This is a genomic window from Pseudomonas sp. NPDC098747, from assembly GCF_044760045.1.
GTDB lineage: Bacteria > Pseudomonadota > Gammaproteobacteria > Pseudomonadales > Pseudomonadaceae > Aquipseudomonas.
On record NZ_JBIWAL010000003.1, the window covers coordinates 49087 to 68815 of the forward strand.

The following is a 19729-nucleotide window of genomic DNA, read 5'->3' on the forward strand; positions in this document are numbered from 1 at the left end:
AGAGCATCCCATGAGTTTGTGGGACTGTCCTACAGGATTTTTCGAGTAACTTGCATTCGATGCAGGTTTCTCCAGCGTTTTTATCGTTTGTCCAACAATCGACAGATGGCAAAACTGCGGCATCTCTAATAAAAACAATCGAGAGCCGCTCTATGCCTTTCTCCTCTTCGTTTCGCCTGCGCACGACTTCCATTGCTCTGTTCTGTAGCTTCGCCGCGCCGGCAATGGCGGTGCAGGTCACCGACAATCTCGATCTGGGCGGCGCCATCCGCGCGCGTTGGGACGTGGACCCTGATCGCGACATTCAGAAGTTCGGCCTCGACACGGTATTCCTCAGCGCAAAATACAATTCCGACAGCTGGATCGGAGAGGCGCAATACCGCTTCTACGGCCGCTCCTACCCTTACCAGTACACGAAAAACTACGGCGACATTCAGTTCGCCAAGTTCGCCTGGGCCGGCTACAAATTCAATCCCGACCAGCAGGTGCAAGTGGGTCTGAACACCGTGCCGTTCGGTTTGCAGCCGTACTTCGGCAGCACGTTCTACGAGACGCTGGGCAACGTCATCGGCCTGGAAGATGTGCAACAGGTCGGCGCCAAATACATTCAGCAAAGTGGCGACTGGAACTTCCAGGCCGGGTATTACTTGCGCCCGGCGTGGCAAGGCAAAGGCACCAGCAATGGCGTCAGTTACTCAAGCATCGTGTCCGAGGCGGACGACTATGTGGCTGACGGCAGCGACAACCAGGAGCGCAACACCATCGTGCTGCGCGTGGCCAAGTCGCTGGACATCGGCGCGTGGAAGTCCGAGGTCGGCGTCTCCGGCCTGACGTCGAGCCTTCAGAACAGAGACACCGACAACGACGGCAGACGCAATGCCGTTGCCGTGCATTACCTGGGCAAGAACGGCCCGTGGGGCGTGCAGTTGCAAGCCGCGCGGCAGCAGATGTCTCCGCGCAACCCAGGCACGGATGAGCTGGTCACCCTCGGCGGTTATGACGGTACTTTCAACGTCGCCAGTCGCGGCAATCTGTACGTCGCAGATTTGAGTTATGACGTCGGTGGCAAATACCTGTTCGATCAAGTCAGCGGGATCAAGCTTTACGCCAACTACAGCGCCTTCGACAAATCCGCCAGCGGCTTCAAGACGTCGGAACGAATGATCCTCGGCAGCACGTTTTCGGTGAGCAAATTGTGGGTGGCGACTGAATGGCTGATCGGCAAGAACGATCCGTACATCGGTGGCAGCAACTACACCCAGAGTTTGGGTGCGGGCGGACTGGACCAGTGGGAAAACCAGATGTATGTGAACATCGGTTACTACTTCTGACATCCGGTTTTTCTGCGCCAGTCAGTACGCCATCGCGGGCAAGCCCGGCTCCCACAGGTATTAAGTTGCCCTCCAGTTTTGTGGCCGACATCAATCCTGTGGGAGCGGGCTCGCCCGCGATGCTTTCCTGCTAAACAACACTTGCATCCGCCCTCCACCAATAGTCAGATAAGCCCCTCAGACAACACCTACAAAAACAATAAAACCGAACAAAAGCTTCGGATCGGAGTTCCCTCTCCATGCGTCAACTGCCCTCCCTCAACACCCTGCGTGTATTCGAAGAAGTGGCCCGCCATCGCAGTTTTAGCCAGGCAGCCCATGGATTGAACGTCACCCAGGGCGCCGTCAGTCGTCAGATCAAACAGCTCGAAGATTACCTCGGCGTATCGCTGTTCGTACGCACGCCGCAAGGCCTGTCACTGACCGAAGCCGGCAGCAACCTCAAACCGCATCTGGCCGAAGCGTTCGACCACATGGAACGCGCCCTGCAAGCCGTGCGCGTACCCAATCTGCGTCAACGCCTACGCGTGCTTGCACCGCCGACCTGGGCCACTCGCTGGCTATCGTCCCACCTGCGCGCATTCTGCCAGCGGTACCCGGACATCAGCCTCAGCGTCACCAATCAGGCCAGCCACGACAGCCTCGCGGAAATCGACTGCCACATCCGCTTCGGCCTCGCCGCCGCTACGCATTGCGCCAGTCAATTGCTGGTGATGGAACGGCACATCGCGGTGGCCAGCCCTGAATTGTTCAATGGCGATCAGGCACCGAATCTGAGGGATTTTCCGTTATTGCACATCCTTCACGACGGCAAGCGATTGCAGGTCTGGGAGAACTGGCTGACGGCGATGGGAATAGTCGACATTGACGCCGGCCAAGGCCTGGAATTCAGCACGCTGGATCAGGTGATCCACACCGCACTGGCGGGCGGTGGACTGGCCGTCATCGACCGGCAGATGATCGAAAAGGAACTGGCCAACGGCAGCCTTGTGCCGATCACCCCGATTGAAGTGATCGGCCCTTATGGGTATTGGCTGGATGTAGCGAATGACAAACAGGGTTTGTCGAAGGTGAAGCTGTTTACCGATTGGTTGAGTGTGGTGAGCAATCCGTGAAACACCACCAACCCCATGTAGGGGTTGGTGGGCAGAATGTCAGATCGAGGTGGCGACCTTGTTCACGACAATCGCGCTGCCCTCCACCGGACTCTGCGCCTTGCACGCCTGACTCAGCGTCAGTGACTTGGTCTCCGGTGCCCACGCCCACGACAGCCACGCGCCAATCGCCAGAATCGCCGCGAGAATGCCCATGGTCGGACTCAGCCCGATCCCGGCCACACTCACTGGCAACAAGAAGGTGCTGACCGCCGAACCCAGCCGGCTGACTGCCGTTGCCAGGCCGATGCCGCTGGCTCGTACTTCAGTCGGAAAGCTCTCCGCCGGAAACACCCCGACCAGATTGCTCACCGCCGACAACACCAGCGTGAACAGACCGAACACCAGCACCATCAGCCACGCCGCGCTGCTTGGCAGGATCGCCAGCAGCGACAGTGCCACGGAGAGAATGATGAACGAGTTGATCAGGAATCCGCGCCGGGTGAATTTGATCGTGCACCAGATACCGATCAGCGCCCCGAGAATCAACAGCATATTAAGCATCAGTTCCGTACCGAAGCCCTCGGCCAACCCCATCTGCTGCAGGATCGACGGCAGAAAGGTGTAGATCGCAAAGTACGGCATCACGATGCACACGAAGAACAGGCAGTTGAATGCCGTGCGTTTGCGGTACTCGCGGCTGAACAGCACCGCATAGCCGGAACGGGTTTCAGTAGAGCGGGTTTCGTCCAGCTCAACGTTGTCGCCCAGATGCTTTTTGACGATCGCCCGGGCTTCGGCAATGCGTCCCTGATTGACCAGCCAGCGCGGTGATTCCGGCGTACCGATCCGTGCAATCAAAATCAGCGCTGCAGGGATGGCCGACGAGGCCAGCATCCAGCGCCAGGCATCGTCGCCGAGGCTGAGCATCGCGGTGCCGACGAAAGTTGCGGCGACGTAACCGAAGGTCCAGATCACACTGAACGAGCCGAGTAATACACCGCGATGTTTCTTCGGCGAGAACTCGGCAAGCATCGCGTGACCGACACTGAAATCACCGCCCAGGCCAATGCCGATCAGCACCCGGCACAGAAACAGACCCATGGCGGTTTCGGCGTAGAACTGCATCACCGAGGCAATCGTGATCAAGACAAAACTGATCAGAAAAATTTTCTGCCGGCCGACCTTGTCCGCGATCCAGCCGAAAAACAGACTGCCGATAAACAGCCCGACCAACGCCGATGCGCCGATCAATCCCTGCCAGAAAGCATCCAACTGCATCTGCGGGCTGAGCAAGGTGAACGCGATGCCGATCAGGCCAAGAATGTAGCCGTCGGTGAAATGCGCGCCAAAGGTCAGCCCGGCGATTTTGATGTGAAAACGGCCGATCGGCAGGTCGTCGATTTTTATGGGTTGAGCGGACATGTTCGTCTCCAATTGTTGTTATTGACGGAGAAACGGAAAGCGCTTTTTCCAGCAGTGGGCGCGGGCTTCGTGGTGAGGGGATTTATCCCCGAGGGGTTGCGTAGCGACTCCGCTTTCCATCCTGAAAAGAATGGGACTGCTGCGCAGTCCAACGGGGATAAATCCCCTCGCCACAGAGTTCACTCCTACAAAGGGCATGCGTTGAGGGTCAGAGACCGCCCATCAACAGATATTTGAGCTCCAGATAGTCATCCAGACCGTACTTCGAGCCCTCGCGCCCGAGGCCTGATTCCTTGATCCCGCCGAACGGCGCCACTTCGGTGGAGATGATCCCTTCATTGATGCCGACCATCCCCGCTTCCAGCCCTTCAGCCATGCGCCAGACGCGACCAATGTCGCGGCTGTAGAAGTACGCCGACAAACCGAATGGCGTGTCATTGGCCCGCGCCAGCACTTCGGCCTCGTCCTTGAAGCGAAAGCACGCGGCCACCGGGCCGAAGGTTTCTTCCTGGGCGATCAGCATGTCGCCGTTGGCCTCGGTGAGGATGGTCGGCTCGTAGAACGTGCCGCCGAGCGCATGCCGACGACCGCCGCACAACAACGTGGCGCCCTTCTCCAGCGCATCGCCGACGTGGCTTTCTACCTTGGCCAACGCGGCGGCGTTGATCAGCGGCCCTTGCTCGGTCTCGCCTTCCAACGCACTGCCGACACGCATGGCCGCCACGGCTTCAGCGAGTTTGCCGGTGAAGACTTCGTAGACGCCGTCCTGAATAAAGAAGCGATTGACGCACACGCAGGTCTGCCCGGTGTTGCGGAATTTCGAGGCCATCGCGCCTTTGACCGCTGCATCCAGATCGGCATCGTCGAAGACAATGAACGGCGCGTTTCCGCCCAGTTCCAGCGAGACTTTTTTCAAGGTGTCGGCGGCCTGGCGCATCAGCAACTTGCCCGTGCGGGTCGAACCGGTGAACGACAGTTTGCGCACGATGCTCGACGCTTGCAGCGCACCGCCGATGGCCACCGCATCACCGGAAACGATGTTGAATACCCCTGACGGAATGCCCGCCTGCTCGGCCAATACCGCCAAGGCAAAAGCCGACAGCGGCGTCTCTTCCGAGGGTTTGAGAATCATCGTGCATCCCGCCGCCAGCGCAGGGCCGACCTTGCGGGTGACCATCGCCAACGGGAAATTCCACGGAGTGATTGCCGCAACCACACCGATAGCTTCCTTGACCACAATGATCCGCGCATCCGCTTTGTGGCTCGGGATCACGTCACCGTAGGCACGCTTGGCTTCCTCGCCGAACCACTCAAGAAAACTCGCGGCGTAGACCACTTCACCCATCGCTTCGGCGAGCGGTTTACCCTGCTCGCGACTGAGCAGCAGCGCCAGATCCCGCTGGTTGGCGAGCATCAAATCGCTCCAACGTTTCAGGCGCTGACTGCGTTCCTTGGCGGTCAATTTGCGCCAGGCCGGCAAGGCCCGATTGGCGGCATCAATGGCAAGGTTGGTTTGCTCGGCGCCAGCCTTTTGCACGTCGGCGATCAACTCACCATTGGCCGGATTGCGCACCGGATAGGTCGCACCGCCCCTGCCCCACTGGCCGTCAATGTAGTTGCCGTAACGGATCAAATCGCTCATGCCACAGCCCCTTGCAAGGTGAATCGCTCCAGACCCGGACGGGGCGAGCGCAGGATGCGTTTGCCCGCGGTGTAATCGTTGATCACGTCGCACGGCGTGTAATTGCGCTCCAGCTCATGCAATTCGTCGGCATCAAGACGGGTCTCCAGCGCAGCCAGTGCACTGTCGAATTGCGCGGTGTTATCGGCGCCGACCAGCATGCAGTCGACACCCGGATGATTGGCCACCCAAGCCTGAGCGATCTGCGCATTCGACACACCACGAGCGCGGGCCACGCGTTGCACCGAGTGAGCGATGTCGAACGACGCTTCGTCGCTGTACATTTGCTGAGTGAAGAAGTCGGTCTGGTTGCGGGTCGACTGCACGTCGCCGGTCAACAAACCACGAGCCAGCGGACTGAACACCGACACGCCAATACCTTGGTCACGGCAGAACGGGATCATCTCGCGCTCTTCTTCGCGGTAAGCGCAGTTCAGTTGCAACTGCATGTTGATAGGCTTGACCCAACCGTTGCGCTCGCAGGCCATGAGGATCTTCGCCAGTTGCCCGGTGAGCATGGTCGACACGCCGATGTAACGGGCCTTGCCGGCACGCACGATGTCGTTCAGGGCGCCCATGGTTTCCTCGACCGGGGTGTTCACGTCGAAGTAATGCAGCATGAACACGTCGACGTAATCCATGTCCAGACGCTTCAGCGAAGCGTCGATGCTGTCCATGATGTGCTTGCGCGAATGGCCGGTGGCATTGATGCCGGTGCGCGTGCCGTAGCCGACCTTGGTAGTGATCACCAGGTCTTCACGACGGGCCAGACGCTTGACGATACGCCCCACCACTTCCTCGCCGACGCCGTTGGAATAGAAGTCGGCGAGGTCGATGAAATTGACGCCGTTATCCAGCGCGTGAGCGACGATCGGCTCACTTTGTTTTTCGTTGAAGATCCACGGTTTCCAGTCCGGCGTGCCCATGTTCATGGTGCCCAGACACAGGCGGGAGACTTGCAGACCGGAGTTGCCCAAACGGATGTATTGCATGGCGCGAACCTCAGGCTTTTGGTGTGTAGAAAGGATTGCTGATGTGCGCAACCACATCTTTCAGTTGCGCCGTTTCCGGCTTGCCGGTCAGGGCCGCGCGGATCGCGGTGCGGCACGCGTTGTAGTTGTTCAGGTACACCGCGTCGAGGTCATCGCACGCCGGGTTGACCCAGTTGGCGGTGACAATCGCCCACTCGTCTTCGGCTTCCGGTGGCAGGGTGCCGTCGAGCAGCGCTTCAAGCACGGCTTTGGCGATCCCGGCCTGGGACGCGCCCCAAGTCGCATTGCCGTGCAGGTCGCTGCTGATCGCGGCTTTGTTCACATACAGGGTCATCGGCTTGACCGGAATGTTCGGCTGCGCAATCACCATGAACGGGCAATGGCCCTGGCTCGGCGACGCGAGGCTGTTGGCAAACGCCTGCCCCGCTGGGCCGTTGCGCGGGCCGATAAGGATGTTGATGTGCGCCGCGTTCACGCCCGGGCCTTCGAAACCTTCGCCGATGTACAGGTCGAGTTCTTTCATCATTCATTACTCTTTTTGATGCAGAGGGATTGTTCGGGTGATCGGCAGCTCACGCGGGCCGGAGGGCGAGCGTGGTCAATGACGGGCGTGGGGAGGTGTAGCGGGAGAAATGGGACATGGCTGCAAACGCTCTCTGGTTGTTATTGATGAGCTGTGTTTGCGATTTTTTAACACTGGGGTTTACGGCGGCTGTAACCATTAAAAATCATGGGGCAATGACTTTTAGTCATAGCCCCGCCAGCAAAAACCATTCTCGACATCGCAAGAAAGGTCGGGCGCAAGGCAACGGCGCAGCTAGGCCAACAAGTCGAAGACGGGATTCAGGATCGGCGCGAGAAAAAAGCAGCCTCCCGCTGACCGACATTGCAGACTGCGGGTCCTCTTCTACTGCCGACAGGCGAAAAAAAAGCAGAAACCGTTAATCCGGTTTCTGCTTTTTTTGCACCCGACAATCGCTACAGGCAATCACGCACAGATTGGCGTAGCGACCCGGACTTGGCCCACGGCGGCCCCTGATACAAGGACACGCTGCTGCCGTCCTTGTATTTGACGATGTCGAGGATCTCGTCAGCCGTGATGATGCTCGGCGCGGTGATGCGGTAACCGTTGGAGATCGATGTCTGCGTGGTTTTTGCAACATCCTTCTGCCACAACGGTAATACGCACGCGGCATAGTCTTTGGGCGCCTTGCTACTGGTCTTTCTGACATTGGGCTCACCCGGCACCAACGATGTCGGCAACGAGCATCCTGCCAACATGGCCAACGCCAGCCCCCCGATCCATACCCGCATGATGTTTCCTTTTGCTAAAAAAAGTGAATGTACCGCCTAACAGACAACACATCCATCGTGGCATCGCACCCGCGGTGCCGATTGGACAATTTTTTACACCCGCTCAGCGGTAACACAGACAAACCACGCGCGAGGGGTGAAAAATGCGACTACTCTTTTTTACCGAGAATGTTCCGGAGGTGATCATGCGGCTCAATGAATACGAACACGAACTTCAGCGCGACCTGCAAAGCGTTGCGTCGGATCTGCGCTGGTCGGCAGTCGATCTTAAACGCATTGCGGAGCAGTTACGCAAGTCCGGCAACGAGGCCGACGCGCAGTCAGTACTGAGATCCTGTGAGGTCTTGCAAAGCGATGAAGAGCGGCTGCAATTGTATGCCAGGGAAGTGAAGGCAAGGGCAATCAGTCGTACCAAAGTCCACTAACGTTAACTGTACCGCTGCAAACCAAAGCCCTGGCGTCAAGCCGGGGCTGCTTTTTACAACCCGTTATCTCGCCTCGTGACCCTAAACACACGTTTAGCGTTCTCTGTATCCGCTCGTACCACGCAAGCCTGTCCAGCATTTGGCACTTCTCTCAATACTCGACGCTCCAACGTCAAAGGAACCTTTAACCAAGGCTCCGGCTCGAATATTGCAGTTTTATTTCTATTTTGTGACAGCGGTAACAGGCAACCGATGAAAGTACGTGCAACCGTCATTTGCGAACAGGATCGACATATCCTCTTGGTGCGCAAGCACCGCTGCCGCTGGAGTTTGCCTGGCGGAAAAGTTGAACCTGGAGAAACCCGGATAGACGCTGCCGTGCGTGAATTGCAGGAAGAAACCGGACTGAATGCCGATGAAGTGCTCTACCTGATGGAACTGCAATACGGCGGAACCCGACATCATGTCTATGAGGCTTCGGTGCTAAACATTGAACAGCTGCGCCCGCAGAATGAAATCACCGATTGCATCTGGTTCCCGCTGGACTCGGTGCAAAATCTGCATACCAGCGAGGCAACGCTGCGCATCGTTCGGGCATTTCAACGGCGTTTATAAACCTCAACCGGCGAAGGCCCTGCGGCCGGCACTCATTTCTGTACGCAATTCGCCGATAAAGTTGGAAATGTCGCGGATCGTGACGAGATGTTCCGGTGAGACGCCATTGAGCAGCAACTCGACGCGCCCGCTGTCGGGCTCATAGACCTTGATTTGCAGCAGCCCCTGAGGCGTTGAAATGCAGTCGCATTTAAACGTGGGAAAGCCGGATTCGACAATGCGGCAAATGTCGGCAATGGCAAGCATGGCTGGGCGCCTCGCAGGCGTTGAATCGATCGATCCGTAGAGCATAGGCGAGCGATCCCCGACCCGCCCCCCCGAAAAACGCCAACCCGATCACATTTTTCATGCGTTCCCTCAGTGGGCGTCCTGATCCCAGATCCAGTTCCACATGCCCGGCAACTGCACCGATTCAGAACTTTGCTGAACCGTGCGCGCCAGAGCAGCCTTCTCCAATGCGGCGCGATCATCATAAAAAGGCTTTGGTGCCAGTCTCACGCCAGTGGCTGCAGCGCTGTCGAGCAGGATTTGCAGGTATTCGCGCATATGCCGCGCGGTGTAGCGGTTTAGATCGTGAAAGGTGACCACCACCGGAATCACTCCGTCCACTGTCGGAAATTCACCGAGGGCGATGCGCTCACGCACTTGCGATAGCTGCTGCAACATGTTCGCCCGTCGACGCGGGCTGGCATTGAAGCCCCAGATCTTGCCGTCATTGGCACTCAGGTCCGTGAGCAACACCTGCAAGCCGTGCTGTTGATAGGCGGCGAACGTGCGTTTGTCGTAATTCCAGAATGGCGGCCGCAGCAACGTCGGCGGCGCTCCGATGATGGCGGCAATGTCAGCGGAGCCGTTAATCAACGATTCTTCGAGTTGCTTCGGGTCGAGCGAGCGATGGTTGGTGTGCCAATGGGTCGCGGTATGAAAACCGAGGACATGCCCCTCTTCGAACTCGCGCCGCATGATGCCGCGACCGATTTCGCTGTTGCCGGCTCGGGGCGAACGGGTCTGGACAAAAAACACCGCTTTGATCCCCGGCTGTACCGGGTTGTCTTTGAGGCTGTCGAGCACCGTCACTGATGGATTCCAGAAACTCGAAGCGCTGGGGCCGTCATCGAACGTCAGCAAAAAGCGCACCGGCGCTTGAGTCTTCAGCCGGGTTTCAGTTTGCGCGGTCAGTTCGATGGGCGCGGCAATGCAGCCAGCCAGCACCAGGGCGATAGCCGCTGCACAAAAAAGTTTGAATCCGGATGTCATGTTTTGCCTTGAGTCCGACCACTGAGGTCATGTTGTCGATTGGCAAAAACTCCCTCGCCCTTATCCATTCCTGCTCAGCTTCGCGAGCCGAGGTTGGATAAGGTACACAGGGTTTGGTTCCGGTGCTCGTTCGGTGCGCCAGTGCCTGCTGAAACGAGGTCAACTAAGCTGAAACTTCCTACAGGAGATTCAGCCGATGTGCGGAAGACTCTCGCAGTACCGGGGCATTCACGACTTCGTCGCAGTGCTGAGCATTCCCGATGCGTTGATCAACCATGTCGGTGATGCGCCGCTGGCTCGTTACAACGCAGCGCCGACCACCGCGCTGGCGGTTCTGCATCAGCACGAACAACGAATGTACGCCGACAACCTGCGCTGGGGCTGGCGACCGCACTGGGCCAAGGACCGCGCCGCGCCGATCAATGCGCGGGTGGAGAAAGTCGCGCACGGGCCGTTTTTCCGCGCGATCTGGCGCCACCGCTTGATCGTACCTGTCGACAACTGGTTCGAGTGGGTTGATACCGAGGACAAAATCCGACAACCGTGGCTGATTCGTCGGGTGGATCATGGGCCGGTTTTCTGTGCCGCCATTGGGCAATTTCCGACACCGGGTGCGGATGCTCACGACGACGATGGCTTCGTGATCATCACCGCCGACAGCGTGGGTGGCATGCTCGATATCCACGACCGCAGGCCGGTGGTGCTCAACACCGAACTCGCGCGCGAATGGCTCGACCCGGCGACTCCCGTGGAGCGAGCCGAACAAATTCTGCTGTTCGAGGGTGAAGACGCGGCGGCGTTCGAGTGGCACAAGGTCGACAAAGCCGTCGGCAACTCACGCAATCAAGGCCCCGATCTGATCGCTGAAGTGGCCTGAAAATCTGCCAATTCCGCTGCACCTACAGGTGACGCAGAATGTTTACAGCGGGTGTTTCAATCTTGAGAGAAGCCTTAATAAAACAGTCGTTTGAGCGAACTAACCGCTTGTCTGACATTTCAATCGTCATACATACATTTAGATGCGCTACGGATAGCATGCGCGCCGCATTTCCGTTTGGCATACCAATTGACCAAAGAGTCAAGAAACCGGGATTCCCCTATAACTTCTACAAGCCTTGCAGAGAAATAAGTTGCGCGACGATTTTGCAATCAAACAGGTCGGTGGCCTGGAGTGTATTCATCTGTCCACGACAGAACGCTTTCAACTCGACTGTTTTATCGGCCATTACATCAAGACCCGAAACCTGAGTTCAGTCCCTGACATCGAACGTATCCTGCGCACCACCCTTGAGGGGTATCCCGGCCATGCGCCGGTGATGGTCAACGAGCTCAGCGCCTGGATCGACCGAACCCTGGGTTATCGGGCGGCACACCCCGATTTCAAGCAGTTGGAAGACCTCTGAAACGTCAAAGCCCCGTTGATTCGGGGCTTTTGCTATTCATCATTCAAGGTTTCAGCGGGCGTTCCTGATCGCGATCCGACAGCTCTCTGCCGTCGTCATGTTTCCAGGTCTGCTCCTCTCTTCTTTTTTGTTGCTCGATCTCCTCTTCTGATGGTTCATCCTCATCATCCCGATGCGCTTTCTCAGTTGCCATGTCCACCTCGCTTTCAGAAGTAATTGATCACCGATAGAGCGTAGCAATTGCGCGAAATCGCGCCATTCGTGAGGCGCCACTGGCGTACCATGGGAACCCATCACAAATGCGTCAGGGAGACGACATGCTGTACCGAATCGCAGCCGACGGGCTGGTGCTGTTTCATTTGCTGTTCATTCTATTCGTGCTGTTCGGCGGGCTGCTGGTGCTCAAGTGGCCGCGGTTGATGTGGCTGCATTTGCCAGCGGCCGCGTGGGGCTTCGCGGTCGAGGTGTTGCACCTGACCTGCCCCCTGACCTACTGGGAAAACCTGATGCGTCACGCCGCCGGGCAAACCGAGTACGCCGGCGGTTTCATCGAACATTACATCTGGCCGATCATCTACCCAGCCGGGCTCACACCGCAGATTCAACTGGTGCTGGGCAGTGTGGTGCTGATGATCAACCTGCTGGTGTACGGGCGATTGATCCGCTCGTGGAAACTGCGCCGAGCCGCTGCACACCCTTAACCCGCCCCACCCTCACTCTCGCGGACTGACTGAAAGCGCGCATCGAAATCTGCCGCCAGATCCGCCAGGGTGATGCCACCCAACCGCGACAGCAACAACGCCTGCGCCTCATCGAAGGTGCGGGTCAGCGCGGCATTCACCGCTTGCTCAACCAGACATTGCGGATGATCCGTCGACAAGCCGATAGAAAAAATCGACTGCGTGCCCAGCGCCTGGTGAATGTCCAGCAACGTGATCTGCCCCAGCGGTTTGGCCAGCGCCCATCCGCCCTGGTGGCCCTTCTCCGACGTTACGAAACCCCGCTCCTTGAGCAAACCCATCGTGCGCCTGACCACCACCGGATTGGTGCCAAGCATGCCAGCGATGGTTTCAGAGGTGGCGCGTTTTTCGTGGCGATCCATGTGAATCAATACATGGAGCATGCGCGATAGCCGCGTGTCGTTTCTCATTGATGTTCCTTTTCAGCGCTTTACAAACGAGCCGAGTATCGCTCGCAATGTCTGAAGTTACGAGACTGTTGACACAGATAATTCACGTAACTTACGGTGTGCCGTGAAACCTCAAACGGAGATTTGCTCATGGTGTACGACGTCATCGTTGTTGGCGGCAGCTATGCGGGGCTGTCCGCCAGCCTGCAACTGGGCCGCGCCCGCCGAAAAGTGCTGGTGATCGACGCAGGACAGCGCCGCAACCGGTTTGCTGAAAGCTCCCACGGTTTTCTCGGACAGGACGGACGAGCGCCAAGCGATATCGCCAACGACGCCCGCGAACAATTACTGGCTTATCCAACGGTGCAATGGCTGGCAGATACTGCGCTGGAGGTGGTTCAGGCAGCGGATGGTTTTCAGCTGAGCACCGTCAACGGACGGCAGGTCAGCACCAGGCGCTTGATCATCGCAACAGGGGTCATTGACGAGTTGCCCGCCATCGATGGCCTGCAAGCGCGTTGGGGCAAAAGCGTGTTTCATTGCCCCTACTGCCATGGCTACGAACTGAATCAAGGCGCGATCGGCGTGTTGGCCACGTCGCCGATGTCGATGCACCACGCGCTGCTCCTGCCAGACTGGGGCCCGACCACATTCTTTACCAACGGAGTGTTTGAGCCCGATGCAGAGCAGCTTGCAGAACTGCATCGACGCGGCGTGACGCTGGAAACTCGAACGGTCAGCCACATCGGCGGCGAGCGAGCCGATGTGGTGCTCAGCGACGGTGAGGTCATCAGCGTTGCGGGCCTGTTCGCCATGCCGCGCACTCGGATGGCCAGCCCGCTGGCGGAGCAACTGGGCTGTTTATTTGAGGAAGGGCCGATGGGGGCGTTTATTCAGACCGATGCCATGCAACAAACCAATGTGCCGGGCGTGTTCGCTTGCGGGGATGCGGCACTTGCGGCCGGTTCGGTGGCCATTGCGGTCGGTGATGGTGCCCGCGCCGGAGCAGGCACCCACCGCTCACTGATATTGGGCTGAAACCCAAGGCAGACACATTAACGCGGTTTCAAGGCCTCCAGCCACGCCGGATCAAGGCGTGGCTGGTCGATATCAAGACCCAGCGCCTGCATCCGCTCCTTGTGCTGCTCGACTTCGCGATGCAACTGCGCATGATCACTGGAGTTACCGTCCAGTTCATGCATCTGCGTCAGCCCTTGATGATAGAAGCGCAGCACTTTCATCGCGATCAGGTCATTCGTTTCCACTGCCGCCGTCACCTGATGCATCACATTGGTGACGCTCATCAAATTGCGCTTGAGCCGCCAGCTATAGACCGCCGGCGCCATCCAGCTCTGATTCCAGAAGCGCCCACGCAACAACGCCGCCGTCAGCAAAAATGCCAGAAAAACCCCGCCGACATTAAACCGCAGGTTATCGCCGCCAGGTTCTCCGAACACCTGCACCGCCACCGTTGAAAACAACATCGCCAGCACCAGGAACAGCACGGCGATGATCAGCGTGCTGCGGCGGGTCTGTTGGCGAAAAGTGGCGGCGTCCATTGGCTGAATCTCGAACATCACAAATGACTTCCTTGAGCGAGAAAAAAAGGTGCAACAGAAAAACGAGCCCGGGCATTATCGCCTCTACGCTGGATTTAGCTATGCTGGGGCCCCTTTTCATCTTTTCATCATCCAACGGGGACATGGCGGTACAGCGCAGATCGTGCCATCTTCATTCATGGATACACACTATTCGGATGCCATTCGCCTGGTTCTGGGATGACATCGTTTTAAGGATCATTGCATGACCCAACGACACGTAATCAATGCTTCGGTCAGCCCCAAAGGCAGCCTGGAAACCCTTTCTCAACGTGAAGTTCAGCAACTGAGCGAAGCCGGATCCGGCAGCACCTATACCCTGTTCCGCCAGTGCGCCCTGGCCATCCTCAACACCGGCGCTCATGTTGATAACGCCAAGACCATTCTTGAAGCCTACAAAGATTTCGAGATCCGCATTCACCAGCAGGATCGCGGCGTGCGCCTCGAGCTGCTGAACGCTCCGGCCGACGCCTTCGTCGACGGCGAAATGATCGCCAGCACCCGAGAAATGCTGTTCAGCGCCCTGCGTGACATCGTCTACACCGAAAACGAACTCGACAGCCAACGCATCGATCTGAGCACCTCGCAAGGCATCAGCGACTACGTCTTCCACCTGCTGCGCAATGCCCGCACCCTGCGCCCGGGTGTCGAGCCGAAAATCGTCGTGTGTTGGGGCGGTCACTCGATCAACACCGAAGAATACAAATACACCAAGAAAGTCGGCCACGAACTGGGCCTGCGCAGCCTCGACATCTGCACCGGCTGCGGCCCCGGCGTGATGAAGGGCCCGATGAAAGGCGCGACCATCGCCCACGCCAAACAGCGTATTCACGGCGGTCGCTACCTCGGTCTGACCGAGCCGGGCATCATCGCTGCCGAAGCGCCAAACCCGATCGTCAATGAGCTGGTGATCCTGCCGGACATAGAAAAACGTCTGGAAGCGTTCGTGCGTGTCGGCCATGGCATCATCATTTTCCCGGGCGGCGCCGGTACGGCGGAAGAGTTCCTCTATCTGCTGGGCATTCTCATGCATCCGGACAACGAGGGCCTGCCGTTCCCGGTAATCCTGACCGGGCCGAAACATGCTGCGCCGTATCTGGAGCAGCTCGACGCATTCGTCATCGCGACCCTTGGCGAAGCAGCCAAGCAGCACTACGAAATCATCATCGACGACCCGACTGAAGTCGCGCGCCAGATGACCCAGGGCCTGAAAGCCGTGAAGCAGTTCCGTCGCGAGCGTAACGACGCGTTCCACTTCAACTGGCTGCTGAAGATCGACGAGGGCTTCCAGCGTCCGTTCGATCCGACCCACGAGAACATGGCCAACCTCAAACTGCACCGCGACCAGCCACCGCATGAACTCGCGGCCAACCTGCGCCGGGCGTTCTCCGGGATCGTGGCCGGTAACGTCAAGGACAAGGGCATTCGCCTGATCGAGGAACACGGCCCGTACCAGATCCGCGGCGATGCAGCGATCATGCAACCGCTCGACGCGCTACTCAAAGCCTTCGTCGCCCAGCACCGGATGAAACTGCCGGGCGGCGCGGCGTATGTGCCGTGCTATCGAGTGGTGGCGTAACATTCAGCCACACGATCCCCCAAGGAGCTGCGGCACGCTGCAATCTTTTGATTTTGACCTTTAAAAACAAGATCAAAAGATCGCAGCGTGCCGCAGCTCCAGGAATTTGTGTCAGGCAAAGATCTTGTGCTCAACGCAAGACCCTGTGGGAGCTGGCTTGCCAGCGATGACGGCCGAACGTACACCCTCAACCCGGCAGACCCTCTCAATCCGTCAACCGCACCGCCAATGCCTTCGCCTGCAACGCCACATCCGTCACCGCCGTACTCTCCCACCACATCCCGCGCAACGGCGGGCCCATCGCGAATAAACGATTCGCTGCTTGCCCGTGTTCGTCCACAACAGCTCCGTCAATCGCAGCTGCAATCCCCAGCGCCAACGGCCCTGGCTGCACCAGCCCCCGCGCCAGCAACTGTTGCGGAAGCGGTCGCGCCACTCGACGCCAGTCATATTCAATGCCGCTGGAGTTGATCAGCGCCCCGCCATGCACCACGCCCGTTTGCGCTTCACCCCGCCGACGGATGCGAACACTCACGCCACCCTGCGCGCAAGGCTCAAGCCCTTTGAACGAAGCAGCGTGAATCCGCAATCGCCCTTCGCCTTGCAGACGCTCAATCAGCTGCGCACTCAGCGGAGGCGAACGATGATGATGGCTCTCCCACCACGGCCGCACATGATGTACGAATTGTCGACGCTGCACGTCAGTCGCCTGATTCCACAGTCGGCCGATGTGCGCACGCACCGTGTCCAGCGGCGCTTGCCAATCGATGCCTTGTGCGATGGCGTCGCGACAATGTCGTCGCAGCTCGCGCAGTAACTGTCGGGGGGAACGAATGCCGTGGTCTTCAGCAAGGAAATCCACCCAGCCCGGCGGTTGTCGACGCACATGAGGTAGCAGGCCATGACGGGAAAAGACTTCAATCGGCCCACGATGCCCGGCCTGCTCCAGCGACACCACGGCATCGACCATGGTCAGGCCGGAACCGATGATCAGCACGGTCGATTGCGCATCGAGTTGGCGCATGGCTGCGACATCCCACGGATCCAGCGCGGCAGCGTTGAGACCACTGGACGCCTTCTGCGGTGTGCGCGCGGCGGGGAACATGCCGGTGGCGAGCACTGCGTATGCGCCGTGCAATTGTTGGCCGTCGCTCAAAGTGAGCTGCACCGAATCGGCCTCGGTTTGCAGGTCGATGGCTTCTGCGCGGATGTGTTCGACGGTTGAACCGTATTGCGCTCCGACCTCACGTGCTTCGGCTAACCGCTGCTGCACGTAGACACCGAACAATCCGCGCGGCGGGAACAGTTCACTGACCGGCACCTGCTGCTCGGCAGACTCGGGCCAGCCGCCCGCAGCGATGTGCTCGGCCAGCCATTGCGTCAGGTCATCCGGGTTATCCGGATCGACGCTCATCCGCGCCGCATTGCCATTGAGCGTATGGCCCAACTCCACCGCACTGTAAGCCTCACCACGGCCGAGTTCCGCGCGCGGTTCAATGATCAGAATCTTGCGGTGACCTGGCCGACGCAACAATTGCACCGCCAGCATCGTGCCGCTAAGGCCGCCGCCGATGATCAGGATGTCTGCGTAACGCTGGCTAGCCGTTTCCTGCCCGATCAATGACAACTTAACCTTCTCCCACCCTGAAACGACCAAAATGCTCGACCGGTTTACTCCGATCGAGCATTTTTATCACTCGATATTTCTTAGTGCGTTATTTTGTATGCGATAGGTTCCGAAGACCACGGGTTTGTACCAGCCACGAATAACACATATGTGAAGACCAGCGGTTTTTCCTCCCCCGCGGAATCGAGTAACCATTCCTTGGGTACCGAAAACTCATAAGTCCTGTCCTGAACATCTCCGAGAAAATGCTCAGCCTTATGTTCTCCTACCAATAGCTGAATGAAGTCCCTGTCATACTCTCGGTCCGGCTTGGGAATGACGGCTGTTGCACCATTAGGAACGTCTCTCATTGAGATCTCGAGGCCATTGGCTTCTTTGATCATCAATGCCTTAGGCACCTGCTTCGATAAATTACTCATCTCTCAATTCCTTCTGAAGTATTACTGAAATTTGTCCATCGCAATCATGGAAGCGTTTCCGCGAGCAATTGACTCGCCCATCGGCACGCTCATCAAACGCTGGAGGACCGATCTCGTCTACTGTCAGAAATTACAGGTACAGACGTATAGCCGACGGACGGCAGGCTCGAATCAAATCACCACATTACGTACAAACCGCGCCGCCACTTCCCCATCATTTCTATAGGCATGCGGCTGGTTGCTGGCAAACATGAAGAACTCCCCCGTGCCGATCTGCTGCGCATGATCGCCAAGCATCAAGGTCAGGCAACCCTCGAACACATAAATCTGTTCGCTCCAGCCATCGGCATCCGGTTGTGACGGATAGACCTCGCCCGGTTGCAGGCACCATTCCCACTGCTCGACTTCGCGGGTGGCGGTGGCCTTCGACAGCAAGACGGCTTTGCTGCCGGGGATGCTTCCGGCCCACGCCACTTCGTTGATGCGGCTCGGGTCGCGCGCGTCGGGGGCCTGAATCAAATCGCTGAAGGCAACGTCGAGTGCTTCGGCGACGCGATCGAGGGTGGTCAGGCTGACGTTCTTTTCGCCCGCCTCGATTGCCACCAGCATCCGCCGACTGACACCGGATTTTGCCGCCAGCGCGGTCTGGCTCATGTCGGCAGCGTGCCGCAAACGCCGGACGTTCTGGCTGACGTGTTGCAGGACGGAGGCGCGTTGGCTGGAATCTTTGTGCACTATATTGCTCACTCGGTGGGGTTGGGCAGTATACTGCGCAACATTTGGCGCATTGTGCGTCGCTCTTTCTCCCGCGTGCAAGGACCTGACGTCAGTGAATCGCCCCGACACCTCCCCTCGTTTCTCCCGCTTCAGCAAGGCCGAGTGCGTGCTGGTGCTGATCACCATGGTCTGGGGCGGCACCTTTTTGCTGGTGCAGCATGCGATGACCGTCAGCGGCCCGATGTTCTTCGTCGGCCTGCGCTTTGCCGCCGCAGCGGCCATCGTGGCGCTGTTCTCATGGCGGCACCTGCGTGAGCTGACCCTGTTCGAACTCAAGGCAGGCGCCTTCATTGGCGTGGCGATCATGCTCGGTTACGGCTTGCAGACGGTCGGCTTGCAGACGATTGCGAGCAGTCAGTCCGCGTTCATTACCGCGCTGTATGTGCCATTCGTGCCACTGCTGCAATGGCTAGTGCTGGGGCGACGACCGGGTTTGATGCCGAGCATGGGCATCATGCTGGCGTTTACCGGATTGATGCTGTTGTCGGGGCCGTCCGGCGCCTCGCTGAATTTCAGCCCCGGTGAAATCGCCACACTGATCAGCGCCATTGCCATTGCCGCCGAAATCATTTTGATCAGCACCTACGCCGGCCAGGTTGATGTGCGCCGGGTGACGGTGGTGCAACTGGCAACGACGTCGGTGTTGTCATTTTTGATGGTGGTGCCGACTGGCGAAGCGCTTCCGGATTTTTCCTGGCTGCTGCTGGCAACGGCTTTGGGCCTGGGCGCGGCGAGTGCGGCCATTCAGGTGGCAATGAACTGGGCGCAGAAGAGTGTTTCACCGACTCGAGCGACGCTGATCTATGCCGGTGAGCCGGTGTGGGCAGGGATTGTCGGGCGGCTTGCTGGCGAGCGTTTGCCGGCGATTGCCCTGGTGGGCGCCGGGTTGATTGTGGCGGCGGTGATTGTCAGTGAGTTGAAGACCAAGGGTAAGGCGGCTGAAGCCGAAACTGAACTGGAACAGAAAACTCAGGGTTGAATTGATATGTCTGCGCTGTTGGAAAATTCGCCATCGCGAACAGGCCACCCGCAGGCAACGTCCCTCCCCGGAAACAATGCCAAA

23 protein-coding genes are annotated in these 19729 nt (G+C 58.5%); 10 read left to right on the forward strand and 13 right to left on the reverse strand.

The features are described 5' to 3' along the window. Positions 1-152: 152 nt before the first annotated feature. Positions 153-1331, forward strand: a complete 1179-nt coding sequence (locus ACIQVE_RS02340) for a hypothetical protein (RefSeq protein WP_402804131.1) — start codon at positions 153-155, stop codon at positions 1329-1331. A 239-nt stretch (positions 1332-1570) separates the two neighbouring features. After that, a complete protein-coding gene (locus ACIQVE_RS02345; protein ID WP_402804133.1) occupies positions 1571-2446 on the forward strand; it encodes a LysR substrate-binding domain-containing protein in 876 nt (291 codons plus the stop codon). Positions 2447-2485: 39 nt separating this feature from the next. On the opposite strand, the gene ACIQVE_RS02350 is transcribed toward ACIQVE_RS02345, so the two are convergent. The 5 genes from ACIQVE_RS02350 to ACIQVE_RS02370 form a co-directional block, all read right to left on the reverse strand. Beyond that, positions 2486-3850 (reverse strand): MFS transporter, encoded by a 1365-nt coding sequence (locus ACIQVE_RS02350; RefSeq protein ID WP_402804135.1) that lies wholly within the window; start codon positions 3848-3850, stop codon positions 2486-2488. 208 nt (positions 3851-4058) lie between these two features. Next, the gene (locus ACIQVE_RS02355) at positions 4059-5492 is read right to left on the reverse strand and encodes an NAD-dependent succinate-semialdehyde dehydrogenase (RefSeq protein WP_402804138.1); all 1434 of its coding nucleotides are present in this window, start codon (positions 5490-5492) and stop codon (positions 4059-4061) included. Continuing rightward, a complete protein-coding gene (locus ACIQVE_RS02360; RefSeq protein WP_402804140.1) occupies positions 5489-6523 on the reverse strand; it encodes an aldo/keto reductase in 1035 nt (344 codons plus the stop codon). Before ACIQVE_RS02360 ends, ACIQVE_RS02355 begins: the two co-directional genes overlap by 4 nt. A gap of 10 nt (positions 6524-6533) precedes the next feature. Then, the gene (gene fae / locus ACIQVE_RS02365; protein WP_093437400.1) at positions 6534-7046 is read right to left on the reverse strand and encodes a formaldehyde-activating enzyme; all 513 of its coding nucleotides are present in this window, start codon (positions 7044-7046) and stop codon (positions 6534-6536) included. Between the two features lie 455 nt (positions 7047-7501). Next, positions 7502-7837: a hypothetical protein gene (locus ACIQVE_RS02370; protein WP_402804142.1), complete on the reverse strand. Its 336-nt coding sequence runs from the start codon at positions 7835-7837 to the stop codon at positions 7502-7504. 185 nt (positions 7838-8022) lie between these two features. Between ACIQVE_RS02370 and ACIQVE_RS02375 the strand changes: the two genes are divergently transcribed. Both ACIQVE_RS02375 and ACIQVE_RS02380 read left to right on the forward strand, forming a co-directional pair. After that, positions 8023-8262 carry a hypothetical protein gene (locus tag ACIQVE_RS02375; protein WP_007910805.1) on the forward strand — a complete coding sequence of 80 codons (240 nt, stop codon included), beginning with the start codon at positions 8023-8025 and terminating at the stop codon, positions 8260-8262. Between the two features lie 252 nt (positions 8263-8514). After that, positions 8515-8877: an NUDIX hydrolase gene (locus ACIQVE_RS02380; protein ID WP_402804144.1), complete on the forward strand. Its 363-nt coding sequence runs from the start codon at positions 8515-8517 to the stop codon at positions 8875-8877. Between the two features lie 3 nt (positions 8878-8880). Here the strand turns inward: ACIQVE_RS02380 and ACIQVE_RS02385 are convergent, their stop codons facing one another. Beyond that, positions 8881-9123 carry a DUF1652 domain-containing protein gene (locus ACIQVE_RS02385; RefSeq protein ID WP_402804146.1) on the reverse strand — a complete coding sequence of 81 codons (243 nt, stop codon included), beginning with the start codon at positions 9121-9123 and terminating at the stop codon, positions 8881-8883. Between the two features lie 111 nt (positions 9124-9234). Continuing rightward, positions 9235-10134 (reverse strand): polysaccharide deacetylase family protein, encoded by a 900-nt coding sequence (locus ACIQVE_RS02390; protein ID WP_402804148.1) that lies wholly within the window; start codon positions 10132-10134, stop codon positions 9235-9237. Positions 10135-10330: 196 nt separating this feature from the next. Here ACIQVE_RS02390 and ACIQVE_RS02395 point away from each other — a divergent pair, with 196 nt between their 5' ends. After that, a complete protein-coding gene (locus tag ACIQVE_RS02395; protein ID WP_402804150.1) occupies positions 10331-11011 on the forward strand; it encodes an SOS response-associated peptidase in 681 nt (226 codons plus the stop codon). A gap of 253 nt (positions 11012-11264) precedes the next feature. After that, positions 11265-11537 carry a hypothetical protein gene (locus tag ACIQVE_RS02400; RefSeq protein ID WP_402804152.1) on the forward strand — a complete coding sequence of 91 codons (273 nt, stop codon included), beginning with the start codon at positions 11265-11267 and terminating at the stop codon, positions 11535-11537. Between the two features lie 43 nt (positions 11538-11580). Here ACIQVE_RS02400 and ACIQVE_RS02405 read toward each other — a convergent pair whose 3' ends face one another. Further along, the gene (locus ACIQVE_RS02405; protein ID WP_402804154.1) at positions 11581-11730 is read right to left on the reverse strand and encodes a hypothetical protein; all 150 of its coding nucleotides are present in this window, start codon (positions 11728-11730) and stop codon (positions 11581-11583) included. Positions 11731-11854: 124 nt separating this feature from the next. Between ACIQVE_RS02405 and ACIQVE_RS02410 the strand changes: the two genes are divergently transcribed. Beyond that, positions 11855-12238, forward strand: coding sequence for a DUF2784 domain-containing protein (locus ACIQVE_RS02410; RefSeq protein ID WP_402804156.1), 384 nt, complete (start codon positions 11855-11857; stop codon positions 12236-12238). On the opposite strand, the gene ACIQVE_RS02415 is transcribed toward ACIQVE_RS02410, so the two are convergent. Next, positions 12235-12687, reverse strand: coding sequence for an Rrf2 family transcriptional regulator (locus ACIQVE_RS02415; RefSeq protein WP_402804158.1), 453 nt, complete (start codon positions 12685-12687; stop codon positions 12235-12237). The genes ACIQVE_RS02410 and ACIQVE_RS02415 overlap by 4 nt on opposite strands. Before the next feature lie 129 nt (positions 12688-12816). Here ACIQVE_RS02415 and ACIQVE_RS02420 point away from each other — a divergent pair, with 129 nt between their 5' ends. Further along, positions 12817-13704, forward strand: a complete 888-nt coding sequence (locus tag ACIQVE_RS02420; RefSeq protein WP_402804160.1) for an NAD(P)/FAD-dependent oxidoreductase — start codon at positions 12817-12819, stop codon at positions 13702-13704. Positions 13705-13721: 17 nt separating this feature from the next. On the opposite strand, the gene ACIQVE_RS02425 is transcribed toward ACIQVE_RS02420, so the two are convergent. Next, a complete protein-coding gene (locus tag ACIQVE_RS02425) occupies positions 13722-14243 on the reverse strand; it encodes a DUF3087 family protein (protein ID WP_402804161.1) in 522 nt (173 codons plus the stop codon). A gap of 226 nt (positions 14244-14469) precedes the next feature. Between ACIQVE_RS02425 and ppnN the strand changes: the two genes are divergently transcribed. Next, positions 14470-15843 carry a nucleotide 5'-monophosphate nucleosidase PpnN gene (ppnN, locus tag ACIQVE_RS02430; protein WP_042559566.1) on the forward strand — a complete coding sequence of 458 codons (1374 nt, stop codon included), beginning with the start codon at positions 14470-14472 and terminating at the stop codon, positions 15841-15843. 205 nt (positions 15844-16048) lie between these two features. Here ppnN and ACIQVE_RS02435 read toward each other — a convergent pair whose 3' ends face one another. The 3 genes from ACIQVE_RS02435 to ACIQVE_RS02445 form a co-directional block, all read right to left on the reverse strand. Next, positions 16049-17470, reverse strand: coding sequence for an FAD/NAD(P)-binding protein (locus ACIQVE_RS02435; protein ID WP_402804163.1), 1422 nt, complete (start codon positions 17468-17470; stop codon positions 16049-16051). Between the two features lie 80 nt (positions 17471-17550). Beyond that, positions 17551-17889, reverse strand: a complete 339-nt coding sequence (locus ACIQVE_RS02440) for a hypothetical protein (protein ID WP_402804165.1) — start codon at positions 17887-17889, stop codon at positions 17551-17553. 171 nt (positions 17890-18060) lie between these two features. Continuing rightward, positions 18061-18624 (reverse strand): helix-turn-helix domain-containing protein, encoded by a 564-nt coding sequence (locus ACIQVE_RS02445; protein ID WP_402804167.1) that lies wholly within the window; start codon positions 18622-18624, stop codon positions 18061-18063. 85 nt (positions 18625-18709) lie between these two features. Here ACIQVE_RS02445 and ACIQVE_RS02450 point away from each other — a divergent pair, with 85 nt between their 5' ends. Continuing rightward, positions 18710-19645, forward strand: coding sequence for a DMT family transporter (locus tag ACIQVE_RS02450; RefSeq protein ID WP_402804518.1), 936 nt, complete (start codon positions 18710-18712; stop codon positions 19643-19645). The last annotated feature ends 84 nt before the right edge of the window (positions 19646-19729 follow it).

Bases quoted from the DNA above. Each gene is read 5' to 3' on its own strand.
- ACIQVE_RS02345 (WP_402804133.1), top strand. From the start codon at position 1,571: ATGCGTCAACTGCCCTCCCTCAACACCCTGCGTGTATTCGAAGAAGTG.
- ACIQVE_RS02440 (WP_402804165.1), bottom strand. From the start codon at position 17,889: ATGAGTAATTTATCGAAGCAGGTGCCTAAGGCATTGATGATCAAAGAA.
- ACIQVE_RS02355 (WP_402804138.1), bottom strand. From the start codon at position 5,492: ATGAGCGATTTGATCCGTTACGGCAACTACATTGACGGCCAGTGGGGC.
- ACIQVE_RS02425 (WP_402804161.1), bottom strand. From the start codon at position 14,243: ATGTTCGAGATTCAGCCAATGGACGCCGCCACTTTTCGCCAACAGACC.
- fae (WP_093437400.1), bottom strand. From the start codon at position 7,046: ATGAAAGAACTCGACCTGTACATCGGCGAAGGTTTCGAAGGCCCGGGC.
- ACIQVE_RS02420 (WP_402804160.1), top strand. From the start codon at position 12,817: ATGGTGTACGACGTCATCGTTGTTGGCGGCAGCTATGCGGGGCTGTCC.
- ACIQVE_RS02375 (WP_007910805.1), top strand. From the start codon at position 8,023: ATGCGGCTCAATGAATACGAACACGAACTTCAGCGCGACCTGCAAAGC.
- ACIQVE_RS02350 (WP_402804135.1), bottom strand. From the start codon at position 3,850: ATGTCCGCTCAACCCATAAAAATCGACGACCTGCCGATCGGCCGTTTT.
- ACIQVE_RS02390 (WP_402804148.1), bottom strand. From the start codon at position 10,134: ATGACATCCGGATTCAAACTTTTTTGTGCAGCGGCTATCGCCCTGGTG.
- ACIQVE_RS02385 (WP_402804146.1), bottom strand. From the start codon at position 9,123: ATGCTTGCCATTGCCGACATTTGCCGCATTGTCGAATCCGGCTTTCCC.
- ppnN (WP_042559566.1), top strand. From the start codon at position 14,470: ATGACCCAACGACACGTAATCAATGCTTCGGTCAGCCCCAAAGGCAGC.
- ACIQVE_RS02395 (WP_402804150.1), top strand. From the start codon at position 10,331: ATGTGCGGAAGACTCTCGCAGTACCGGGGCATTCACGACTTCGTCGCA.
- ACIQVE_RS02370 (WP_402804142.1), bottom strand. From the start codon at position 7,837: ATGCGGGTATGGATCGGGGGGCTGGCGTTGGCCATGTTGGCAGGATGC.
- ACIQVE_RS02405 (WP_402804154.1), bottom strand. From the start codon at position 11,730: ATGGCAACTGAGAAAGCGCATCGGGATGATGAGGATGAACCATCAGAA.
- ACIQVE_RS02415 (WP_402804158.1), bottom strand. From the start codon at position 12,687: ATGAGAAACGACACGCGGCTATCGCGCATGCTCCATGTATTGATTCAC.
- ACIQVE_RS02360 (WP_402804140.1), bottom strand. From the start codon at position 6,523: ATGCAATACATCCGTTTGGGCAACTCCGGTCTGCAAGTCTCCCGCCTG.
- ACIQVE_RS02380 (WP_402804144.1), top strand. From the start codon at position 8,515: ATGAAAGTACGTGCAACCGTCATTTGCGAACAGGATCGACATATCCTC.
- ACIQVE_RS02340 (WP_402804131.1), top strand. From the start codon at position 153: ATGCCTTTCTCCTCTTCGTTTCGCCTGCGCACGACTTCCATTGCTCTG.
- ACIQVE_RS02410 (WP_402804156.1), top strand. From the start codon at position 11,855: ATGCTGTACCGAATCGCAGCCGACGGGCTGGTGCTGTTTCATTTGCTG.